Source organism: Pedobacter sp. UBA4863 (assembly GCF_002399615.1).
Classification (GTDB): Bacteria; Bacteroidota; Bacteroidia; order Sphingobacteriales; family Sphingobacteriaceae; genus Pedobacter.
Genome location: NZ_DHDZ01000022.1, coordinates 28,178 through 48,170, shown reverse-complemented (window position 1 = coordinate 48,170; position 19,993 = coordinate 28,178). Strand labels below are relative to the sequence as shown.

15 protein-coding genes, 1 tRNA gene and 1 pseudogene are annotated in these 19,993 nt (G+C 38.3%); 8 read left to right on the top strand and 9 right to left on the bottom strand.

Going from position 1 to position 19,993, the window contains the following annotated elements; genetic code table 11:
* Positions 1–159: 159 nt before the first annotated feature.
* The 4 genes from B3I52_RS03935 to B3I52_RS03920 form a co-directional block, all read right to left on the bottom strand.
* Positions 160–909, bottom strand: coding sequence for a hypothetical protein (locus B3I52_RS03935; protein WP_293299016.1), 750 nt, complete (start codon positions 907–909; stop codon positions 160–162).
* Between the two features lie 344 nt (positions 910–1,253).
* Positions 1,254–1,601, bottom strand: coding sequence for a DUF6717 family protein (locus B3I52_RS03930; RefSeq protein WP_293299013.1), 348 nt, complete (start codon positions 1,599–1,601; stop codon positions 1,254–1,256).
* Positions 1,601–3,616 (bottom strand): 1,4-alpha-glucan branching protein GlgB, encoded by a 2,016-nt coding sequence (gene glgB / locus B3I52_RS03925; RefSeq protein WP_293299010.1) that lies wholly within the window; start codon positions 3,614–3,616, stop codon positions 1,601–1,603. Before glgB ends, B3I52_RS03930 begins: the two co-directional genes overlap by 1 nt.
* Positions 3,617–3,832: 216 nt before the next feature.
* Positions 3,833–6,304 (bottom strand): glycoside hydrolase family 31 protein, encoded by a 2,472-nt coding sequence (locus B3I52_RS03920; RefSeq protein ID WP_293299007.1) that lies wholly within the window; start codon positions 6,302–6,304, stop codon positions 3,833–3,835.
* 468 nt (positions 6,305–6,772) lie between these two features.
* On the opposite strand from B3I52_RS03920, the gene B3I52_RS03915 reads away from it, so the two are divergent.
* The 7 genes from B3I52_RS03915 to B3I52_RS03885 all read left to right on the top strand — a co-directional run bounded on the left by B3I52_RS03915 (position 6,773) and on the right by B3I52_RS03885 (position 15,659).
* Positions 6,773–8,482, top strand: coding sequence for a M3 family oligoendopeptidase (locus B3I52_RS03915; protein ID WP_293299004.1), 1,710 nt, complete (start codon positions 6,773–6,775; stop codon positions 8,480–8,482).
* Between the two features lie 145 nt (positions 8,483–8,627).
* The gene (locus B3I52_RS03910; protein WP_293299001.1) at positions 8,628–10,583 is read left to right on the top strand and encodes an amino acid permease; all 1,956 of its coding nucleotides are present in this window, start codon (positions 8,628–8,630) and stop codon (positions 10,581–10,583) included.
* 74 nt (positions 10,584–10,657) lie between these two features.
* Positions 10,658–11,809: an XrtY-associated glycosyltransferase XYAG1 gene (locus B3I52_RS03905; RefSeq protein ID WP_293298998.1), complete on the top strand. Its 1,152-nt coding sequence runs from the start codon at positions 10,658–10,660 to the stop codon at positions 11,807–11,809.
* A 4-nt stretch (positions 11,810–11,813) separates the two neighbouring features.
* Positions 11,814–12,431 carry a class I SAM-dependent methyltransferase gene (locus tag B3I52_RS03900; RefSeq protein ID WP_293298995.1) on the top strand — a complete coding sequence of 206 codons (618 nt, stop codon included), beginning with the start codon at positions 11,814–11,816 and terminating at the stop codon, positions 12,429–12,431.
* On the top strand, positions 12,431–13,297 hold the full coding sequence (locus tag B3I52_RS03895) for a glycosyltransferase family 2 protein (RefSeq protein WP_293298992.1): 867 nt from the start codon (positions 12,431–12,433) through the stop codon (positions 13,295–13,297). The genes B3I52_RS03900 and B3I52_RS03895 overlap by 1 nt, the downstream gene beginning before the upstream one ends.
* Positions 13,290–13,856, top strand: a complete 567-nt coding sequence (gene xrtY, locus B3I52_RS03890) for an exosortase Y (RefSeq protein ID WP_293298990.1) — start codon at positions 13,290–13,292, stop codon at positions 13,854–13,856. The genes B3I52_RS03895 and xrtY overlap by 8 nt, the downstream gene beginning before the upstream one ends.
* A gap of 78 nt (positions 13,857–13,934) precedes the next feature.
* Positions 13,935–15,659: a carbamoyltransferase family protein gene (locus B3I52_RS03885; RefSeq protein ID WP_293298987.1), complete on the top strand. Its 1,725-nt coding sequence runs from the start codon at positions 13,935–13,937 to the stop codon at positions 15,657–15,659.
* A 71-nt stretch (positions 15,660–15,730) separates the two neighbouring features.
* On the opposite strand, the gene obgE is transcribed toward B3I52_RS03885, so the two are convergent.
* From obgE to B3I52_RS03860, 5 genes are all read right to left on the bottom strand, one after another.
* Positions 15,731–16,729 (bottom strand): GTPase ObgE, encoded by a 999-nt coding sequence (gene obgE / locus B3I52_RS03880; RefSeq protein WP_293298985.1) that lies wholly within the window; start codon positions 16,727–16,729, stop codon positions 15,731–15,733.
* 148 nt (positions 16,730–16,877) lie between these two features.
* Complete coding sequence (locus tag B3I52_RS03875; protein ID WP_293298982.1) at positions 16,878–17,447, bottom strand: adenylate kinase; 570 nt, start codon at positions 17,445–17,447, stop codon at positions 16,878–16,880.
* A gap of 64 nt (positions 17,448–17,511) precedes the next feature.
* A tRNA-Arg gene (locus tag B3I52_RS03870) sits at positions 17,512–17,585 on the bottom strand.
* Positions 17,586–17,966: 381 nt separating this feature from the next.
* Positions 17,967–18,431, bottom strand: a complete 465-nt coding sequence (locus B3I52_RS03865; protein WP_293298979.1) for a redoxin domain-containing protein — start codon at positions 18,429–18,431, stop codon at positions 17,967–17,969.
* 59 nt (positions 18,432–18,490) lie between these two features.
* Positions 18,491–19,402 (bottom strand): SDR family oxidoreductase, encoded by a 912-nt coding sequence (locus tag B3I52_RS03860; RefSeq protein ID WP_293298977.1) that lies wholly within the window; start codon positions 19,400–19,402, stop codon positions 18,491–18,493.
* Positions 19,403–19,553: 151 nt separating this feature from the next.
* Between B3I52_RS03860 and B3I52_RS03855 the strand changes: the two are divergent.
* Positions 19,554–19,993, top strand: a pseudogene (locus tag B3I52_RS03855) (F0F1 ATP synthase subunit beta); the annotation flags it as partial.

Genomic DNA, 19,993 nt, shown 5'->3' with positions numbered 1-19,993 from the left:
ATTTATTCTTATTGAAATTTAAACAATTTTCCTAAACTTCATTTAAAGAAGACACAGCAACGGTGGGTACGCGGCCTATCTGTTCAGGGCTATGTTTAGTATCCCTCACCAAACACAATAAAAATACGTATTGCATCTTAAACAGTTTTTAGGCCGTTACTAAGAAAAGTTAAATCTGTTGGTAGCAATTTCGGCATCGAGCTTACGTAATAACTGTACCGATTGCTGATAAGGGGTTGAATTTACAGCCACTTTCTTTAACCAATTTTTGCAGTTCTCCATATCACCATCTTTTAGGTAGCTTAGGGCCAACATATAGCTTGCGTCATTTTTATGGAGAGAATTTCCCGTTGCAAAGGGATACAAGACCTCCCTACTGGTTTCTAAGCTATTATCAGCAATTAAGAGCATACTATAATAAGAAACTAACTTAAAGTCTTCTGGGTTTTGTATATACTTTTTCGAGACAATTAACTTGGCCTGATAATAATCTTTTTGCGTTATAAATTGCGCAGCTTCATCAAGTCCCCGATACGGGGCTTCAACTAGTGCTGAAGCAATTTTTTTATGATTAAAACCAAATTCATCGTAAAGATTAGGGCGCCAAGGTTGCCAAACTAACAAGGTAATTATAGCCGCCAAAGCCCAGCCCAAAAACCATAAATAATCTAAACCATAGGTAATTTTTTCTGCTACATAAACTTCATCGCTTTCCAGATTAGCATTTCTACGTCGAGGAAAAGTCAGCGCTTCTTTTAATTGCTTACCTACGCTATTATTTATTTCCCTATAAGAATTCAGATACCCTCGTAGCTCACTATCATGTTTTACAGCATGTTCAAATGCTTTATACTCTAATTCACTTAGGTCTCCTTCAACATATTTTACCGCAAGTATAACTTTATCCATAACAGCTGTTTATTCTTTCTACCGTAACTTTTTGAAAGCTTAAAAACATTCCAAAATTTCCACACATAATTCCCTATTAGAGAAATTATATCCACAATATAGAATTAAACATTCTATCCTCAAAACAAATTGAGCACTTTTTATAAAAAAATAATGATTATCACAATATATTGTGGAATATATTACACAACACGATTTCTCCGCATTTTAAACTACCAATTCTCTCTCGACAACTATTTCGCAGAACAATGTTGTTTTTATTGCGTTAAGCAACTGTTTTTTGGGGAAAGCCCATGTAGTAAATCTAGGGTCTGTTAGGTTGGATTAAAAACGCATAACCCACGTTATTTAACAGCGAAGTAAATGTATGGCGGGTATTGATTAAATATAAAGACCACTACTTCGCAAAGCCATATTGCTAAGTTCACATTTTGATTTTTATAGTATTTTAACAAATAGTTTCCGCCACCGCCTAAGTTGGGTTCGCCTAAACGAACAAGAGACATATATGCAGCATTCTCAAAATTACCATCGGCAACAGTAAGTGTAACCTCCTTCAAATTGCTCATTAAATTGAGCCATTCATCTGCCCCTTGTATCATTTGCAAATCTTGAGGATCTCCTTCCCATTCTGGCAAATCAATATACCACTCGTCTTTGGTAGTTTTATAGAACCGGAAATCTCGTTTCATTACTTGCTGGCTTTTTTAAAGATGGTTGCTGCTAAAGGGGGTAAATTAATGGCAATAGACTGATTTTGGCGTTGACATGAGATCTCTTCTGTCTGTTTTAGCGCTACATTTAGCTTACCGCTACCGTAAAACTCTGGCGCATCTGTATTAAAAATCTCTTTCCATTTGCCTTTTACAGGGATACCAATCCTGTAATTTTCTCGGTAAACGGGCGTAAGGTTAATAGCAACCACCAATGTATCTTTTGCTTTATTAGATTTTCGTTGAAAAACATACACCGACTGGGCGGCATCATCGGCATCTTGCCACTCGAAACCATGGGAAGAAAAATTGTGATAATATAAAGCTGGCTCGGCTTTAAGCAGTTCATTGAGTGCTTTTACTATAGCCAACATGCCTTTGTGTGGTGCATATCGCAATAAACCCCAATTTAACGATTCGAAACAGTTCCATTCCGAAGTTTGCGCAAACTCACTGCCCATAAACAATAATTTGGCACCGGGATGTGCCCACATGTAAGCATAAAGCGCTCTCAAATTCGCAAACTTCTGCCATTCATCGCCTGGCATTTTATAAATCATCGGCGATTTGCCGTGCACCACCTCGTCATGCGATAGCGGCAGCATAAAATTTTCTGTAAAGGCGTAAGTGAGGCTAAAAGTTAACTGATGATGATGGTGTTTTCTGTTGATAGGATTAAGCTTGAAATACTTTAACGTATCGTTCATCCAGCCCATCATCCATTTCATGCCAAAGCCTAAGCCACCAGCGTAAACAGGGCGGGTTACTCCATCGTAAGTACTACTTTCTTCGGCAATGGTTTGTATGCCATTGAAGTTTCCGTAAAGCGCTTCATTCATGTCTTTAAGAAACTTTACCGCTCCTAAATTTTCTGTGCCACCGTATTCGTTGGTACCGTACTCGCCTTCGCTTCTGCTAAAATCAAAATACAGCATCGAAGCTACGGCATCTACTCTTAAACCATCAAAATGATATTTATCTAGCCAAAACATGGCGTTGCTAATCAAAAAAGAACGCACTTCATTTCTGTCGTAATTAAAGATGTAAGATTTCCAATCTGGATGAAAACCCTTGCGCATATCGGCATGTTCGTACAAATGCGTACCATCGAAATGATACAAACCATTGGCATCGCCAGGAAAGTGCGAAGGTACCCAATCTAAAATTACGGCAATATTATTCTTGTGGAACTCTTCTATCAACAGCATTAAATCTTGTGGCGAGCCGTGTCGAGAACTGGCGGCATAGTAACCAGTAACCTGGTATCCCCAAGATGGATAATAGGGATATTCCATTACCGGCAAAAACTCTACATGAGTAAAGCCCATTTCTACCACGTAGGGCACCAAAGTTTCAGCAATTTCACCATAGCTCAGCACCCTTTCTGGGTTGGCTGGATCTCGTTGCCAAGAGCCCAAGTGCACTTCATATACAACAATAGGTTGGTCTAAAGCATTTTTCTTCTCCCTTTTGTTCATCCACACCTTGTCTTTCCATTGGTAATCAGTATCCCAAACTATAGAAGCTTTATGTGGCGGATGTTCGGCATGAAGTGCGTAAGGATCACTTTTTTCTAAATCTTCGCCATCAAATCCTTTGATATAATATTTATAAACCTCGCCTTTTTTAATATGCGGAATAAATCCTTCCCAAATACCCGAATCGTCCCAACGTTTATACAATGAATGACTTTCCCTATTCCAGGCATTAAAATTGGCCATCACCCCAACCTTTTGTGCATTTGGCGCCCAAACCGCAAAGTATGTACCCTTAACACCATTTACGGTGCAGAGATGTGCCCCCATTTTCTCGTAAAGCTTAAAATGCTTACCTAAAAGGAATAAAGAGATATCAAAATCTGTAAACAAGCTATGCTGCCAAACCGTTGATTGGTATTTCAAAAACGCATTTGTTTCGTTTTCCACTACTTCTAATTTTGTGCTAATTTTCGTATTTCGCTTGGCCATGTCGGTTCTTTGCTGTAAGATAGACATTTATTTTTAAGAGCACATGCTTGGCAAATAACCGTACAACGTTAAATCATCCAAATTATTAACAGCATAGTTGCATCCGTTATGTAGCAACATGGTTCGAGACGCATAACTTAACACGTGCTGATAATAATGATCAGTAATTACAAAACCTTTAAGCTTTATTGATATGTGGTTATTTCAACGTTTTAAAACCTTGCAGATCTGCCCATGAAAGTTCTATCCCTTCAAAATATTAATTCTAGAGAAATTTTTGTTCGATTTAAATCTTAAAACACCTCTTTCGTCTATGCTAAATGTTGTTATCTCCCTGTCATCTATGTATATTTTTCCCACATTAAAAGGCAAGGCAATTATACGAAATTCATAAAGTTCGTAGTTCGGCGTGTATAATCCTTTAATGGTTTGCTGAATGGTAAAACCTGTTGCATCGCCCTTAATGTTAAATTCCTTTTCTAAATACACCTCTTGTTCATAGGCAAAGGTGTCGCCATGATCTTCGTACATAAAAGAATTTACTTCGCAGTCTGCGTAATAAACATTTAGCCAAACTTCATCAATTGGTTTTTCATCAACGTACTGCATTACTGGCGATTCTGGCATTACTGCCCCCGCTTTTACAAATAAAGGCATGCTATCTAACGGCGTATCTACAACGTACTCACTTCCGCCATGCAAGAGCTCTAATGTCCAATAGTTATACCATTGGCCTTTTGGCAAATAAACACGGCGAGAACTGGCTCCAGGCTCCAATACCGGGCAAACTAACAATTTATCGCCAAAAGCAAATTCGTCTTGGCGGTAGTAATTGGTTTCGCTCTCTTGCTCTAGCATTACCAAGGGCCGTAATATTGGAAAACCGTAACGGTGATGCTCCCAAAATACTGAATAGATATATGGCATTAATTGATAGCGCAGTTCTATAAATTTGCGGTTAATGCTAGTGAAAGGTTCCTCAAAACTCCAAGGTTCGCGTTCACGGGTATCGCCCGCCGAGTGGGCACGCATAAATGGCGAAAATACGCCCAACTGTATCCAACGGGTAAATAATTCGCCATCTGGCTCGCCACTAAAGCCGCCTATATCTGTACCGCAAAAAGGTACGCCCGATATAGACATGCGTTGGCATTGTATATTGGCCATTTTTAGGTGTTCCCAAGTGGCCACGTTGTCGCCCGTCCATACCGAAGCGTAACGTTGCATGCCCGAATAGCCTGCTCTAGTAATGGTAAACGGGCGTTTGTTTTGTTGTATTTTTTTTAAGCCTTCGTAAGTAGCACGTACCATTTGCATGCCGTAAATATTGTGTGCCTTACGGTGCGAGCCACGATGTCCATCGTAATCATGGCGCACATCATTAGGGAAAGTACCCGCACCAAAAACAGCCGGCTCATTCATGTCGTTCCAGAAACCCGCTACGCCCGCCTCTACCAATTCTTTGTAAAGGCCACCCCACCACTCCCTTACTTCGGGATTGGTAAAGTCTGGGAAACGGCAGCGCCCTGGCCATACGTGGCCTTCCATAAAATAATCGTCGGCCCTACGACAGAAATAGTTTTTTTCTTTGCCTTCTTTATAAACCCAGTAATTATCATCTACTTTAATTCCAGGATCTATCATTACTACGGTTTTCATCCCCTGACTAGCAAAATCTTTGATCATTTTTTGAGGATTAGGGAAATACTTCTTGTTCCAAGTAAAACACCTGTACCCTTCCATGTAGTCTATGTCGAGGTAAATGGCATCGCAAGGAATTTGACGAGACCTAAAACCATCTACCAATTCCCTTACTTTTTGTTCTGGATAATAGCTCCAACGACATTGATGATATCCTATAGCCCATTTTGGCGGCAACTGGTGGGTGCCCGTTAACGATTGGTAGCGTTTTACCACATCCATCATGTGCGGCCCATGTATATAATAATACTGCAACTCGCCACCATCGGCCCAAAAGCTTGTCTTTTCGTGATTTTGCATCCCAAAATCGAAATACGATTTAAAGGTATTATCGAAGAAGATCCCGTAAGCCTTGTTTTGATGGATACCGATATAAAACGGGATAGTGCGGTACAATGGGTCTTGATCCCAGCCAAAAGAATAGGCATCGGTATTCCAATTTACAAACTTCCGCCCTCGTAAATTCAAATTACCCGATTTATCGCCCAAACCATAAAAATTCTCTTCGGGCTGACAATTTTTGGTGGCATATACATAGTACCCGCCAAAATCAGCGTTTTCTTCCCAATGCATGCTCGACGCATCGCTACTCGTAACTTGCTGGGTTAGGTTATCTATAAAAGAAATTAGGAAATCGGCTTTGGTTATTTTGCAGGTAATTGTGTTTGTTGCTACCAAAAAAGCATCTTCAGTTTCTGTAATGCTAAATGTACTTACCTTTTGATCAACTTCTTCCACTGCGTACGAAAAATCAGCTAAAAAAGTTCCTTGAGGCGCTAAGCGTACACGAATAATTTGGTCGCTTACCACTCTTACCTCTACGCTCGAACTTCCATCAGAGAAGAAAAACTTGTTTCCTTCTTGTTTTACATTTTTAATAGCGCCTAAATATTCTTTTTTAATGGCTGCTATACCAGTTACCGGATTGTTAAGATGTTGTACAACCTCTTCTTCAAATTGTTCTTTATTGTTAATATTAGAAACTTCAAATTCTCTATCAAATTCCTCTTGCATATTCTTCTTCTATAGGGTACTTTTCTTCTAAAAAACTGTTTTTACTTTGTTATTCTCCATCAAATTGAACCGTAATATTTTAGTCTAAAAATTATTTTTTTTTCTAAAATTCATGCGTGTTTTATCTGTGCGGCTGTAGCTAGCCAGCCCAAATGCTCAACGAGTTGTAAATATATAATAATTATCATTTGGAGCAAGTGGCCTCACTTCTCTTTTGGCTTTAGTTAAAAAACGAAGTCTTCGTGTTCCCAATAAACCATACGAATAGCAATTTACTTACGCAAAGAAGCCAATTTTTACAATTCTCCTAACTAGACCTCCCCACCAACCAAAAACATTCCGTAATTTTAGACGTTCAAAGGTTTACCTATTGTTGCCAACAAAAACATAATTAAACAACAAACCACTATTTTTTTAGTGCATGGCAAATGTGAAAGTACTCCTCAATAAAACAATTATTAAACACAAATGAAAACGATAATTAAAAAGCAACGCAACTATATACCACAAAACTTAGTAATTAATTGGGAAAACCTAGCTCCTATTTTTGATGAGCTAAAGCATAGAAGTATAAACAGCGCAACAGAATTGGAACAATGGTTACGCAATAAAAGCGAACTAGAAGCAGCTTTAGAAGAAGACTTTGCTTGGCGCTATATTAAAATGAGCTGCGATACGGCTAACGAGCAATTGGTAAAGGATTTCCAATATTTTGCTACCGAGATAGAACCTAAAATAGCGCCCATTGCGAACGAGTTAAATAAAAAATTAGTCGAAAATGCTTTTGTTAATGAGTTAGACCAACAAAAATACTTTGTGTATTTACGCGGTGTTCGCAAAGCATTAGCATTGTTTAGAGAAGAGAACATTCCGCTGTTTACCGAATTACAGGTTAAGCAACAACAATATCAAGGTATTACCGGAGCAATGAGCGTAACACTAAACGGACAGGAATATACCTTAGAGCAAGCTAGTAACTTTTTAAAGGATACCGACCGTAACGTTCGTAAAAATGCTTGGGAAACAATTCAAAAACGCAGATTGGCAGACAAAGACACTTTAAACATCCTTTTTGACGAATTGATAAAATTACGTCACCAAGCTGCTTTAAATGCAGGTTTTGAGAACTATCGTGATTATATGTTCCAAGCCTTAGGACGTTTTGACTATACCCCAAAAGACTGTTATGATTTTGCCGAGGCCATTGAAAAAGAAATTGTGCCTATCTTAAAAGAACAGGCCAGCAAGCGTAAAGAAGCATTACAGCTATCGGCACTAAAACCTTGGGATTTAGAAGTTAGCACTTCGGGCAAACCCGCACTAAAGCCTTTTCAAAACGGAGCAGATTTGATAGACAAATCGATAGCTTGCTTTAACCAAATAGACAGTTCTTTAGGCGAAAAACTTGCCATCATGAAAGCCAACCATCTTTTTGATGTAGAAAGTAGAATGGGAAAGGCACCCGGTGGCTATAACTATCCGTTGGCCGAAACTGGTGCTCCTTTTATTTTTATGAATTCGGCCAACTCGTTGCGAGATTTAACGACCATGGTACACGAAGGTGGGCATGCCATCCATACTTTTTTAACTGCAAATCTAGAACTTAACGATTTTAAACATTGCCCATCTGAAGTAGCTGAACTAGCTTCTATGAGCATGGAATTGATTTCAATGGACCAATGGTCTGTTTATTTTGATAAAGAGGAGGATTTGATTAGGGCGAAAAAAGAGCAATTGGTAGATGTGCTAAAAACTTTACCATGGGTAGCTGTGATCGATCAGTTTCAGCATTGGATATACACTAACCCAAACCACAATGCTGCCGATAGAGAAGCCGCGTTTAAACAAATTTACAACAGATTTGGTGCGGGCTTTGCCAACTGGGACGAACACGAAGCACAGTTTGGCAATGTGTGGCAAAAGCAGTTGCATCTTTTCGAAGTACCGTTTTACTATATCGAATACGCCATTGCACAATTAGGTGCCATTGCGGTTTGGAAAAACTATAAGGAGGACAAACAGAAAGGCTTAAAACAATATTTAGACGCTTTGGCACTAGGCTATACCAAACCGATGAACGAAATTTATGAAACAGCTGGTATTAAATTCGATTTCAGCGCAGATTACATTAAAGATTTAGCAGGCTTTGTAAAAGAAGAATTGGAAAAACTGGGATAGGTATTTGAGGATCGTTGTTCGTTAATCGAAAAGCAGTGGACGAGAGACGAACAACGTAAGACAAAGAATGAAAAACTCTAGTCCAAGAAACGTAAGTTCCCTTATTTTTTTTAAGTTTGAAACACAATCAGACAAAACATAGCGTATGCTAAAAAACCTATTCAGAAAAAAGTCCGTTAGCAAAATATTGGCCGATGTGCAAAAAGGCTATGGCGACCATGAACCATCACTACATAAAACACTGGGTGTAAGAGATCTTACCGCCTTTGGTATTGCCGCAATTGTTGGCGCTGGTATTTTCAGCACTATTGGCAAAGCAAGTGCCGATGGTGGTCCGGCAGTAATATTTTTATTTATTTTTACTGCTATAGCCTGTAGTTTTGCTGCTTTCGCCTATGCCGAATTTGCTTCGATGGTACCTGTTTCTGGTAGTGCTTACACCTATTCTTACGTAGCTTTCGGCGAATTAGTAGCCTGGATTATCGGTTGGTCGCTCATTATGGAATATGCCATTGGTAATATCACCGTAGCCATTTCTTGGTCCGATTATTTCACCGGGCTACTCTCTTCCATTAAGATACCAGCATTAGGCATTAACGGTATTCATGTACCAGATTGGGCTAGCATGGATTATTTAAGCGCTTACAAAGGACATCAACATGCCGAAGCTTTAATAAACGCAGGCAAGAGCATCACCAATTTAGATGAGACAACACGAATTGCAGCCAACGCCTGGAGTACAGCCCCTAAAATTGGTAGTTTTCACTTCGTGGCCGATTTGCCTGCATTGGGTATTATCATCTTTATTACCTGGTTGGTATATAGAGGCATGAAAGAATCTAGAAATGCGAGCAATGCCATGGTAATTGTAAAACTAGTGGTTATTTTACTGGTATTGGCCGTAGGGGTGTTTTATATAGATACCAACAACTGGAACCCCTTTGCTCCTAATGGCGTTAGTGGTGTATTAAAGGGCGTATCGGCAGTATTTTTTGCCTATATAGGTTTCGATGCTATTTCTACTACTGCCGAAGAATGTAAAAATCCGCAACGCGATTTACCCAGAGGGATGATGTGGGCCATTATCATCTGTACCGTGCTTTATATCGCTATTGCGCTAGTTTTAACCGGAATTGTGAAATATAATACTTTAGCTGTTGGTGATCCATTAGCTTATGTTTTTGACGCTATAGATTTGAAGTTAATGAGTGGCATTATTGCCGTAAGTGCCGTATTTGCCATGGCTTCGGTTTTGCTTGTTTTCCAAATGGGGCAACCCCGTATTTGGTTGAGCATGAGCCGTGATGGCTTATTGCCAAAAGCCTTCTCCAGAATACATCCAAAACACAAAACTCCTTCATTTGCAACCATTGTAGTGGGTTTTGTGGTAGCCGTACCTGCACTTTTTTTAAACCTTACTACAGTAACAGATCTTTGTTCTATCGGGACACTTTTTGCCTTTGTGTTGGTTTGCGCAGGGGTTTTAGTATTACAAAATAGGCCAGATATACAGCGAGGCAAATTCAGGATACCTTACGTTAATGCCAAATATGTTGCACCACTGCTTCTTATAGGTGGTTTTGCACTTGCTTTTACCGAGTTTAAAACAGAGACTATAGGCTTTTTTACTAACGAGCCTAAAATGATTAACCCTGTATCGTTTGTAACTTCGCTTAATGCTACCGAATTACAAACCGTAAAAGACGAGATTAGCGCAAACCCAATAGTATTGCAAGGCAAACAAATTGATGCCGAAGCCTATCTAAGCAATTTAAATGCTGTGCAATATGAAACTTTCATGAATAAATCTGTTATTGCTTACGACAAAAAGTTTGAAAGTGGATGGGCATTGTTTAGACACAAAATTCCGATGTGGATATTTTTAGTAATTTGTGTAATGGTAACTTATTTAAGTATCGCTAAAAATCTATCGCTCATTCCGGTATTAGGCTTAACTAGCTGCTTATACATGATGTGTGAGCTAGAACTTAGCAATTGGATTGGATTTGGTATTTGGCTGGCAGTAGGTTTGGTAATCTATTTTCTATATGGTTATAAGAACAGCAAGCTAGCACAAAAAGATAGCAGTTCATTAGCTTAATAGTTGTTTTTTCGTCGTTCGACACTCGATATTTGTTGCTCAAAAAACGATAGACCATAAAACCAACAACGAAATTGAAAATTATACAAATATGTGCGGCCTATAAGCCTGCCTACATTTACGGTGGGCCAACCATGTCTGTAGCTAAACTTTCGGAAGAGTTGGTTAAAGCAGGTAAAGAAGTGATAGTACTTACCACCACAGCAAATGGAAAAGAGGAGTTAAATGTACCTATAGGCCAAGCGCAACTAGTAGAAGGGGTACCAGTATATTATTTTAAAAGATGGACCAAAGACCATACTCACTTTTCGCCTAGCCTGTTTTGGTTTTTACATAAACTCATTACCAAAGAAAAAAAAGCTAGCAAAAAAAAGCAGCTCATGATCCATATCCATGCTTGGTGGAATTTGGTTTCTATCTTTTCTTGCTTAGTTGCTAAATGGCATGGCGTAAAAGTAATTCTATCTCCAAGAGGGATGCTAACCAACTATAGCCTAAGTAACAAAAACTCTAAATTTAAAGATGCTATCCATCTCTTATTAGGAAAGCGCTTATTGAAATACTGCCATATTCACGCCACCAGCACAAAAGAACGCATAGATATTGAACAAATCTGTGAAAACAAAGGAATTAGCATTATCCCTAATTTTGTACATTTTCCAGCAACAACTACCGTAAAAACAACAGGAGAAAGTTCTTTTAAAATCTTATATCTCTCCCGTATAGAGGAAAAAAAAGGTATAGAATTGTTATTTAATGCATTAACAGATCTTAATTTTAAATATACACTTACTGTTATTGGCACTGGAAATCCATCTTATATCACACAACTTAAAGCGTTAAGTACAGAATTAGGTATTGAACAACATATAAATTGGCTAGGAAAAATAGATGGAGAAGATAAATTCACTTACATACACAGCCATGATTTATTCGTTTTAACATCTTACAATGAAAATTTCGCCAATGTAGTTATCGAAAGCTTAGCCATGGGAACACCAGTGCTCATTAGTGAACATGTTGGGTTAGTCTCCTATATACAAGAAAATGACCTTGGTTGGATTTGTAAAACAGAGATAAAAAGCATTGCCCAAAATATTTCAATGGCATTTTTAGATAAAGAAAAAAGGGTAAAAATAGAAAATAATGCACCTCAAATTATTAGAGAAAACTTTTCAAAAAGCAATTTAATAAGCCAATACCTTAACCATTTATATATCTATTAACGCTATGGCACAATATAAAGATTACGGTTACCATAACACGCAGCCAGACCATACCCAGCACTATATTTGGCAACCCATCATTTCTCTAATAGAACCAACCTCGGTTATTTTAGATTTAGGATGTGGAAACGGAGCCTTTGCAAACCAACTTATCTCCAAAGGTTTTAATGCATTTGGTACCGATGCGTCCGAAAAAGGTATTTTTCAAGCAAACTCTGTTAATCCTGGGAAGTTTTTTCTTCAAGACTTATCTTCAGATGATTTACCAATTGAGTTAACAGAGATTAACTTCAAAACAATTGTTTCAACAGAGGTAATAGAGCACCTTTACGACCCGAGAACTTTTATTGGCTTTGCTAAAAAAATTTTAGTAAAAAACGGCGGAGGTGAAATGATACTCTCTACCCCCTACCATGGTTACCTCAAAAATTTAGTAATTGCAATTATGGGCAAATGGGATAGCCATGCTAATCCGCTTTGGGATGGCGGACATATTAAACTTTGGTCTAAAAAAACTTTAACCGCTCTGCTACAAGAACAAGGCTTTAATGTTACCCATTTTATAGGATGTGGCAGATTTCCTTATCTTTGGAAATCAATGGTAATTAGAGCAACTATTTAATGCAACCTCCTTTTAGCTTTATTGTGTTAACCTTTAACGAAGAGCAGCATCTTCCACGTTTGCTTAACTCTATAAAAGCATTAAACGCCCCCTTGTTCATTCTAGATTCTGGAAGCACCGACCAAACCTTAAAAATTGCTACTGATTTTAATGCAGCAATAAAACACCAGGCCTTTGAAAACCATCCCAAACAATGGGACTTCGCCATAAAAAACTTTGACGTTAAAACACCTTGGACAATAGGGCTAGATGCCGACCAAATTGTAACGCCAGAACTTTTCGATCAATTGGCCAACTTCAAAGATGACGAAGTTTATAAAGACATCAATGGCATTTATTTTAACAGAAAAAATTTCTTTAAGGGCAAATGGATCAAATTTGGCGGGTATTATCCAAAATACCTGATGAAAATGTTCCGCACCGGCATTGGCTTTTCTGATACCAACGAAAATATGGACCATCGATTTGTAGTTCCTGGCAAAACCATCATTTGGAAGAAAGGGCATATTCTTGAAGAAAATCTAAAAGAGAACCAAATTAGTTTTTGGATAGCAAAACACAACCGTTATAGCGATTTGGTTGCCGAAGAAGAAATTGAACGAATGCAGGCTTTAAGAGCGCAAACCATCAGGCCTAGTATAGTTGGCAACCCAGACCAAAGAACCGCTTATTTAAAAAGCCTATGGTGGAAATTGCCACGAGGCTTACGGTCTTTTGCTTATTTTAGCTACCGAATGACTTTTAAACTAGGCTTTTTAGATGGTAAAACGGGCATACTTTTTCATTTTTTGCAAGGTTTTTGGTTTAGGTTGATGGTTGATGTTAAAATTACCGAAAAATTAAAAGAACGTTTAAAAGATGATTAAGTTCTTAAAATCGCTTTGGAGCGAACCTTACTTCAAGTTTATTATCTGCTTCATAGCTTTATACTTGCTACTTTATGGTTTCAATACTGCCTATATTGGAATTACAGCCAAAGGCGGCATATATATTCCATTTTTAGACCAGCACCTTAACTATATCAATTGGTGGCGTACTTTTACCATCGAGAGCACTGCAACTATTTTACGTTGGCTTGATTACACTACCTATACCAACGAGTACCAACTGAGAGTAATAAGCAAGAAAGGCTTTACCATGGTTTATACTTGCTTAGGTTATGGTATCATGAGCGTATTTGCGGCATTCGTATTTACCTTTCCCGGCAAAATTAAATTCCGTTATGGCTTTCTAGTCTTAGGCCTGTTAATTATCCAATTATTAAATACTGTACGCTTAGTACTCTTATCATTATATTGGAATAAAAAAGCACCGCTTTTTAATATGGATCACCATGACTTGTTCAATATTGTCGTTTACGCTGTACTTATCTTGTTAGTGTACATTTGGCTAAAGTATGTGAGCAAGCCCAATAACAACATTTAATACTTTTAGCCTAATCACATATACAGCAATTCATTTTTAGTTCTATCTTCGCACTCAGATATTTAACCCTGCTAGTTAATGTATATATTAGGAATTAATGCCTATCACGGCGATTCATCAGCTTGTATTTATAAAAATGGCCAGCTCATAGCGGCCTCCGAAGAAGAACGCTTTAGACGAATTAAACATTGGGCCGGCTTTCCTAGCGAAGCCATCAACTTTTGTTTAAAAGAAGCTCAAATTAACATTACAGATATAGATCATATTGCAATTTCTAGAGATCCTAAAGCCAATTTGGGGAAAAAGGCCTTAACCGCATTAAAAAATAGGTTAAGCTTTGGCAATATCATTAACAGGGTTAAAAATTTAAAAAAAGCAGCATCTATTGAAGATGAATTTATACAGCATTTTAATCTAAAAACAGGAGAATTAAAAGCAAAAATCCATAACGTAGAACATCACAGGAGCCATTTGGCCAGTGCATTTTTTGCTTCGCCTTTTGAAAAATCGGCTTTACTTTCTATTGATGGTTTTGGCGACTTTACCAGCACCATGACAGGTGTTGGCAAAGACAATAAAATAGAAGTGATGGAAACCGTTTCCTATCCACATTCTATCGGTGTATTTTATACTACATTTACACAATGGTTGGGTTTTCCGCACTATGGCGATGAGTACAAAGTAATGGGCTTGGCTCCATATGGCGAACCTAAATATGTAGATGAGTTAAGGAAAGTGATTAAATTTAAAGACAATGGTCTTTTTGAGCTCGAATTAAAATACTTTAATCACCCTAGCAAGGGCGTAAACATGGTATGGGAAGGTGGTATCCCAGCAATGGGCAGCCTTTATAGCGATGCCTTATTAAAAGAATTTGGCCCTGCCAGAAAAGCGGACGAACCACTAGAACAATATCATAGAAATTGGGCCACCTCTATACAAAGAATTACCGAAGAGGTAATTTACCATCTGTTAACGCACTTACATCAAAAAACCGGGTTAGATTCGGTTTGTATTGCTGGAGGTGTGGCTCAAAACTCTGTAGCCAATGGAAAAATCCTCCTAAAAACACCGTTCAAAAAGGTATATATTCCACCTGCGGGCCATGATGCCGGCACTTGCATTGGCGCAGCACTTTGGGTTTACAATCAGTTACTAAATCAACCAAGAACCCATCCTATGCTGCATGGTTATCTTGGCAGTCGTTTTACAAACGAAACTATCGAAGAACTTTTAAAGGAAAAAAACATCAATTATACTAAATTAGAAGGCGATGCTTTATTTGACAAAGTGACTTCTTGCCTTATTAACTCGGGCGTAGTAGGCTGGTTTCAAGGGCGTGCCGAATTTGGCCCAAGAGCTTTAGGGCATCGTTCTATTATTGCCGACCCAAGACGTAATGATGCCAAGGAAATTTTAAACGCCAAAATTAAAAGAAGAGAATCTTTTAGACCATTTGCACCTTCTATCTTAAAGCAACATATCCCCAGTTATTTTGAGCAAGTAGATGATGTTCCGTTTATGGAAAAAGTTTTCTTGATTAAGGAAGAACAAAGGAGCAAAATACCTGCGGTAACACACGTAGATGGTACAGGTAGGTTGCAAAGTGTAGATGAAACTATTGAGCCTAAATATTTTGGACTGATTAATAATTTTTACGAAAAAACAGGTGTTCCTATCTTATTAAATACATCTTTTAACGAGAACGAGCCTATTGTAAATACCCCAGAAGAAGCATTAAATTGTTTTCTTAGAACCAAAATGGATATGCTTGTTTTGGAAGATATTGTAATTGAAAGGTAGGATAATTACTTAACCGTTGAAGTTCTTTAATCGGTTATTGTTAACCGCCAATTAGACTCCTCTTTAGGGGGCTAGGAGGCTGTTATCGCTTTCCAAAGCATATCTTTTAACTCTACCAAACCCAGCTGTGCTACAGATGAAATAAATAAATGTGGAATTTGAGGCAAATCTTTAGCCATTTCCTCCCTCAATTCATCATCTAACATATCCGATTTGGTGATAGCCAACAAATGCGGTTTCTGCATCAATTCAGGATTAAACTCCTGTAATTCGTTCTTTAAGATTTCGTATTCTTCTGTAATGGTCCTACTGGTATCTGCTGGCACCATAAACAACAAAACCGAGTTACGCTCAATATGCCTTAAAAACCTAAAACCCAAACCCTTACCTTTAGAAGCACCTTCAATAATACCAGGAATATCGGCCATAATGAAAGACTTCGAGTTTCTATATGAAACGATTCCTAGGTTAGGGACTAAGGTGGTAAAAGGATAATCTGCAATTTCTGGTTTAGCAGCAGACAGTACCGAAAGCAGTGTAGATTTGCCCGCATTAGGGAAACCTACCAAGCCAACATCAGCCAGTACTTTTAGTTCTAGAACTATCCATTCTTCTTTACCAGATTCGCCAGGCTGGGCAAAACGAGGGGTTTGCAAAGTTGCCGATTTGAAATGCGCATTACCTAAACCGCCCCTACCACCAGCAGTTAATACTTTGGTTTCGCCATCTTCAGTAATTTCAAAAAGCACTTCGCCGGTTTCTGCATCCCGTGCAATGGTACCCAATGGCACTTCCAATACCTCGTCCTTACCTTGTTTACCAAATTTATGTCCGCTGCCACCAGCACCGCCATCTTCGGCAATAATATGCTTACGATATTTTAAGTGTAACAAAGTCCAAAATTGGGTATTACCTTTTAAGATAATATGACCGCCTCTACCACCATCGCCACCATCTGGGCCACCTGTAGCAGTATGTTTATCACGATGTAAATGTGCCGAACCCGCACCTCCCTTGCCCGAACGGCAACAGATTTTTACATAATCAACGAAGTTTGAACCTTGAGACATTTTAAATTACGATTTTAGAATTACGATTTTAGATTAAGGCTAAAATCTCTTTATAAAAACAAACATCCGCAAAAATAACCAATGTATTTTATACGGATGTTAATCATCAGCTAATTCTCAAAGCATCAAATTAGCTAATTAATATGATTTAGTAGCTATCAATTACCTTACAAAGGTTACCGAAAACAACTTCAATTTCGCCAATACCATTTACTTTAACCAACTTGTCCTGTGCTTCATAATAAGGCAACACATGAATGGTTTTGCTAAAATATTCGTCGATACGCTTTTTCAGTTTTTCTGCATCATCGTCTGGGCGCCCGCTAATTTTATGACGCTCGGCAATACGACGGGTTAATTCATCTTGGTTTACGTCTAAAGCTATTACCCCATCAATTTTAGACGATTTTCCCTCCAAAAATTTATCCAACTCTTCTGCTTGGGGCACTGTACGTGGAAAGCCATCAAAAATAAATCCTTTTGCATCAGGGTTTTTATCCACTTCCTCTTCCAACATGGCAATGGTAATGCTATCTGGCACTAATTCGCCATCTGCAATTAATTTACTTACTTGTTGTCCCAGTGGAGTTTGGTTTTTTATGTGACCTCTGAAAAGATCACCGGTAGAGATGTGTACTAACTGATATTTATCAATTAATTTCTGAGATTGGGTGCCTTTGCCTGCACCCGGAGGGCCAAAGAGAACTAAATTGAGCATTTAAGTTTGTCTTTAAAAATTAAAAGCCTTCCCGCTTGGGCGGCAAGGCTTTACCAAATATTTGTGCTCTCGTAGGGATTCGAACCCCAAACCTTCTCATCCGTAGTGAGATGCTCTATCCAGTTGAGCTACGAAAGCATTTCCGTATTGTTAACGGAATGCAAAAGTAATGTTTCAAAATTAAATTCACAATTTTTTATTACAAAAATTTAAAAAGCAAACCTTAAATCTTTATAATAATTTAAAAATCAGCTTTAATGCTATTATTGAACGATGTTCTTTCCAACCTTCGGGATGCGTTTTGGTCTTTTTGTTGGCTCCGTATTAATTGTTAGCTCACACAAACAACAAAGAGTTTTCACTATTGCAGGACTAAAATGCTAATTAGTTTGCATAGGCTTAAGTTAACCAAACCCGATTGAAACGACAGCTCCCGATTTATCGGGACTAAAGTGTAAAAGCGGGACTGTACCCTAATAGTGGCACTGATCCCGTTTTTCTAAAATTCATGGTTATTTACTATCCGGCAACCACTTTATTAATGGCGGCGAAATCTGGCAAATTGCCTGCATCTTCCAAAACTTCGGCATAAACAACTTTGCCTTCTTCGTCAATTACGAAAGCAGAACGCTTAGCTACACCTTTTAGGCCTAATACAAAATCTTGGTAAAGCGCACCGTAAGCCGCCGCTGTTTCTTTATTAAAATCTGACAATAGCGGGAATTGATAAGCTTGTTCTTCCTTAAATTTCGCTAAAGCAAATGGAGAATCTACCGAAACACCCAAAACTTGCGCATTTAAACCTTCGTAATAACCAAAATTATCTCTCATGGTACAAAGTTGCGTGGTGCAAACTCCAGTAAAAGCTAGAGGAAAAAAGTGAAGCACTACTTTTTTACCTGCAAAATCGCTCAATGAAACTTCTTTTAACTCAGAACTGTTTAATTTAAAATCTGGAGCTTTATCTCCTACTTGTAATGCCATATGTTTCTAATTTGATATTTTATTGATTTGATGATTAGCTAATTTTGCATATTATCGCATCAGCTAATTATTTCTGACAGCTGTTTACTTACCAGCGCCAATCCTTCTTCAAAGCTATGTGGTTTGTAGTTCAAATCGGTCATAGCTTTGTCTAAAATAAAACCAGTTTTCTTTGGCCGCCGGGCTTCTTGTCCTAAACTGTCAGAACTTATTTCGGTAATTAAGCTTTTATCTAAATTCCAAAAATCAGCCACTCGTCTTACCAAATCCACTATGCTCATCCTATCTTTTCCCGAAATGTGGTAAATGCCCTTGGCTTTATGCTGTACTGCCAACAAACAAGCTTTTGCTAAATCTTCGGCAAGCGTAGGCATTCGCCATTGGTCGTTCACTACATTGATCGGATTTCCTTTTTCTAAAGCGCCTTTTGCCCACAGCACAATGTTGCTCCGGCTCATATCTTTTAAAATACCATACACCAAAATAGTACGAATAATTACCCAATTACCTTTCATTTGCTGCGTGATACGCTCGGCAGCCAATTTGCTTTCTCCATAAAAACTTACTGGGCCTGGCGCATCGTCTTCTTTATATGGCCCATTTAAGCCATCAAAAACAAAATCGGTAGAGAGGTAAATAAATTGTATGCCAAGTTCTTCGCAAAGCGATACCAAATAAGCCGTAGCGGCTACATTTAACTGCCAACAAACCTCATTATTTTCGTGGCAAGTATCTACATTGGTCATGGCAGCTGTATGAATAACAGCATCGGGCTTGTACTTTTCGAGTACCTCACGCACCTGCACTTTATCCAAAATATCCATCTCTTGGTAAAGGTAACCCTCCCCTATTGGAAATTTATTCTTACCTCTATTGGTGGCTATTAAATTAAAACCACCACTGCACAAAACTTGTTCGGTTATTTTCTGCCCTAAAAGACCGTTACTACCAGTAACTAATACTGTTTTCATAAAGGCTAATTTATCATTAAATAAACTATTGAAAAACTTTTTATTTATGTATAAAATTTCAACTAAAAACTCTTAGCTTTGCAGACCAAAATACAAGCGTTGAAAAACGCCTTTAACATTTTGATTTTTATAATTTTACCAAATTCGAAATATGCCTAACATTGGAAAGATAGCGCAAATTATAGGTCCGGTAGTTGACGTAAGCTTTGTTAACGATGCCACTTTGCCTAAAATCTTCTCTGCCTTGGAGATCAAAAAAGAGAATGGACAGAAAATCGTTTTAGAGGTTCAGCAACATCTTGGCGAAGACCGTGTACGTGCCATTGCGATGGACTCTACCGACGGATTAGTACGCGGGATGGATGTTTTAGACACTGGCGCTCCTATTAAAATGCCTGTTGGCGACGAGATCAAAGGTCGTTTGTTTAACGTAGTTGGTGAGGCTATCGATGGAATTAACACGTTAGATAATTCTGCAGGTAAACCAATCCACAATGCTCCTCCTAGATTTGACGAACTTTCTACAGAAACCGAAGTACTTTTTACAGGTATTAAAGTTATCGACTTATTAGAGCCTTATGCAAAAGGTGG

Bases quoted from the DNA above. Each gene is read 5' to 3' on its own strand.
- B3I52_RS03935 (WP_293299016.1), bottom strand. From the start codon at position 909: ATGGATAAAGTTATACTTGCGGTAAAATATGTTGAAGGAGACCTAAGT.
- B3I52_RS03930 (WP_293299013.1), bottom strand. From the start codon at position 1,601: ATGAAACGAGATTTCCGGTTCTATAAAACTACCAAAGACGAGTGGTAT.
- glgB (WP_293299010.1), bottom strand. From the start codon at position 3,616: ATGTCTATCTTACAGCAAAGAACCGACATGGCCAAGCGAAATACGAAA.
- B3I52_RS03920 (WP_293299007.1), bottom strand. From the start codon at position 6,304: ATGCAAGAGGAATTTGATAGAGAATTTGAAGTTTCTAATATTAACAAT.
- B3I52_RS03915 (WP_293299004.1), top strand. From the start codon at position 6,773: ATGAAAACGATAATTAAAAAGCAACGCAACTATATACCACAAAACTTA.
- B3I52_RS03910 (WP_293299001.1), top strand. From the start codon at position 8,628: ATGCTAAAAAACCTATTCAGAAAAAAGTCCGTTAGCAAAATATTGGCC.
- B3I52_RS03900 (WP_293298995.1), top strand. From the start codon at position 11,814: ATGGCACAATATAAAGATTACGGTTACCATAACACGCAGCCAGACCAT.
- B3I52_RS03895 (WP_293298992.1), top strand. From the start codon at position 12,431: ATGCAACCTCCTTTTAGCTTTATTGTGTTAACCTTTAACGAAGAGCAG.
- xrtY (WP_293298990.1), top strand. From the start codon at position 13,290: ATGATTAAGTTCTTAAAATCGCTTTGGAGCGAACCTTACTTCAAGTTT.
- B3I52_RS03885 (WP_293298987.1), top strand. From the start codon at position 13,935: ATGTATATATTAGGAATTAATGCCTATCACGGCGATTCATCAGCTTGT.
- obgE (WP_293298985.1), bottom strand. From the start codon at position 16,729: ATGTCTCAAGGTTCAAACTTCGTTGATTATGTAAAAATCTGTTGCCGT.
- B3I52_RS03875 (WP_293298982.1), bottom strand. From the start codon at position 17,447: ATGCTCAATTTAGTTCTCTTTGGCCCTCCGGGTGCAGGCAAAGGCACC.
- B3I52_RS03865 (WP_293298979.1), bottom strand. From the start codon at position 18,431: ATGGCATTACAAGTAGGAGATAAAGCTCCAGATTTTAAATTAAACAGT.
- B3I52_RS03860 (WP_293298977.1), bottom strand. From the start codon at position 19,402: ATGAAAACAGTATTAGTTACTGGTAGTAACGGTCTTTTAGGGCAGAAA.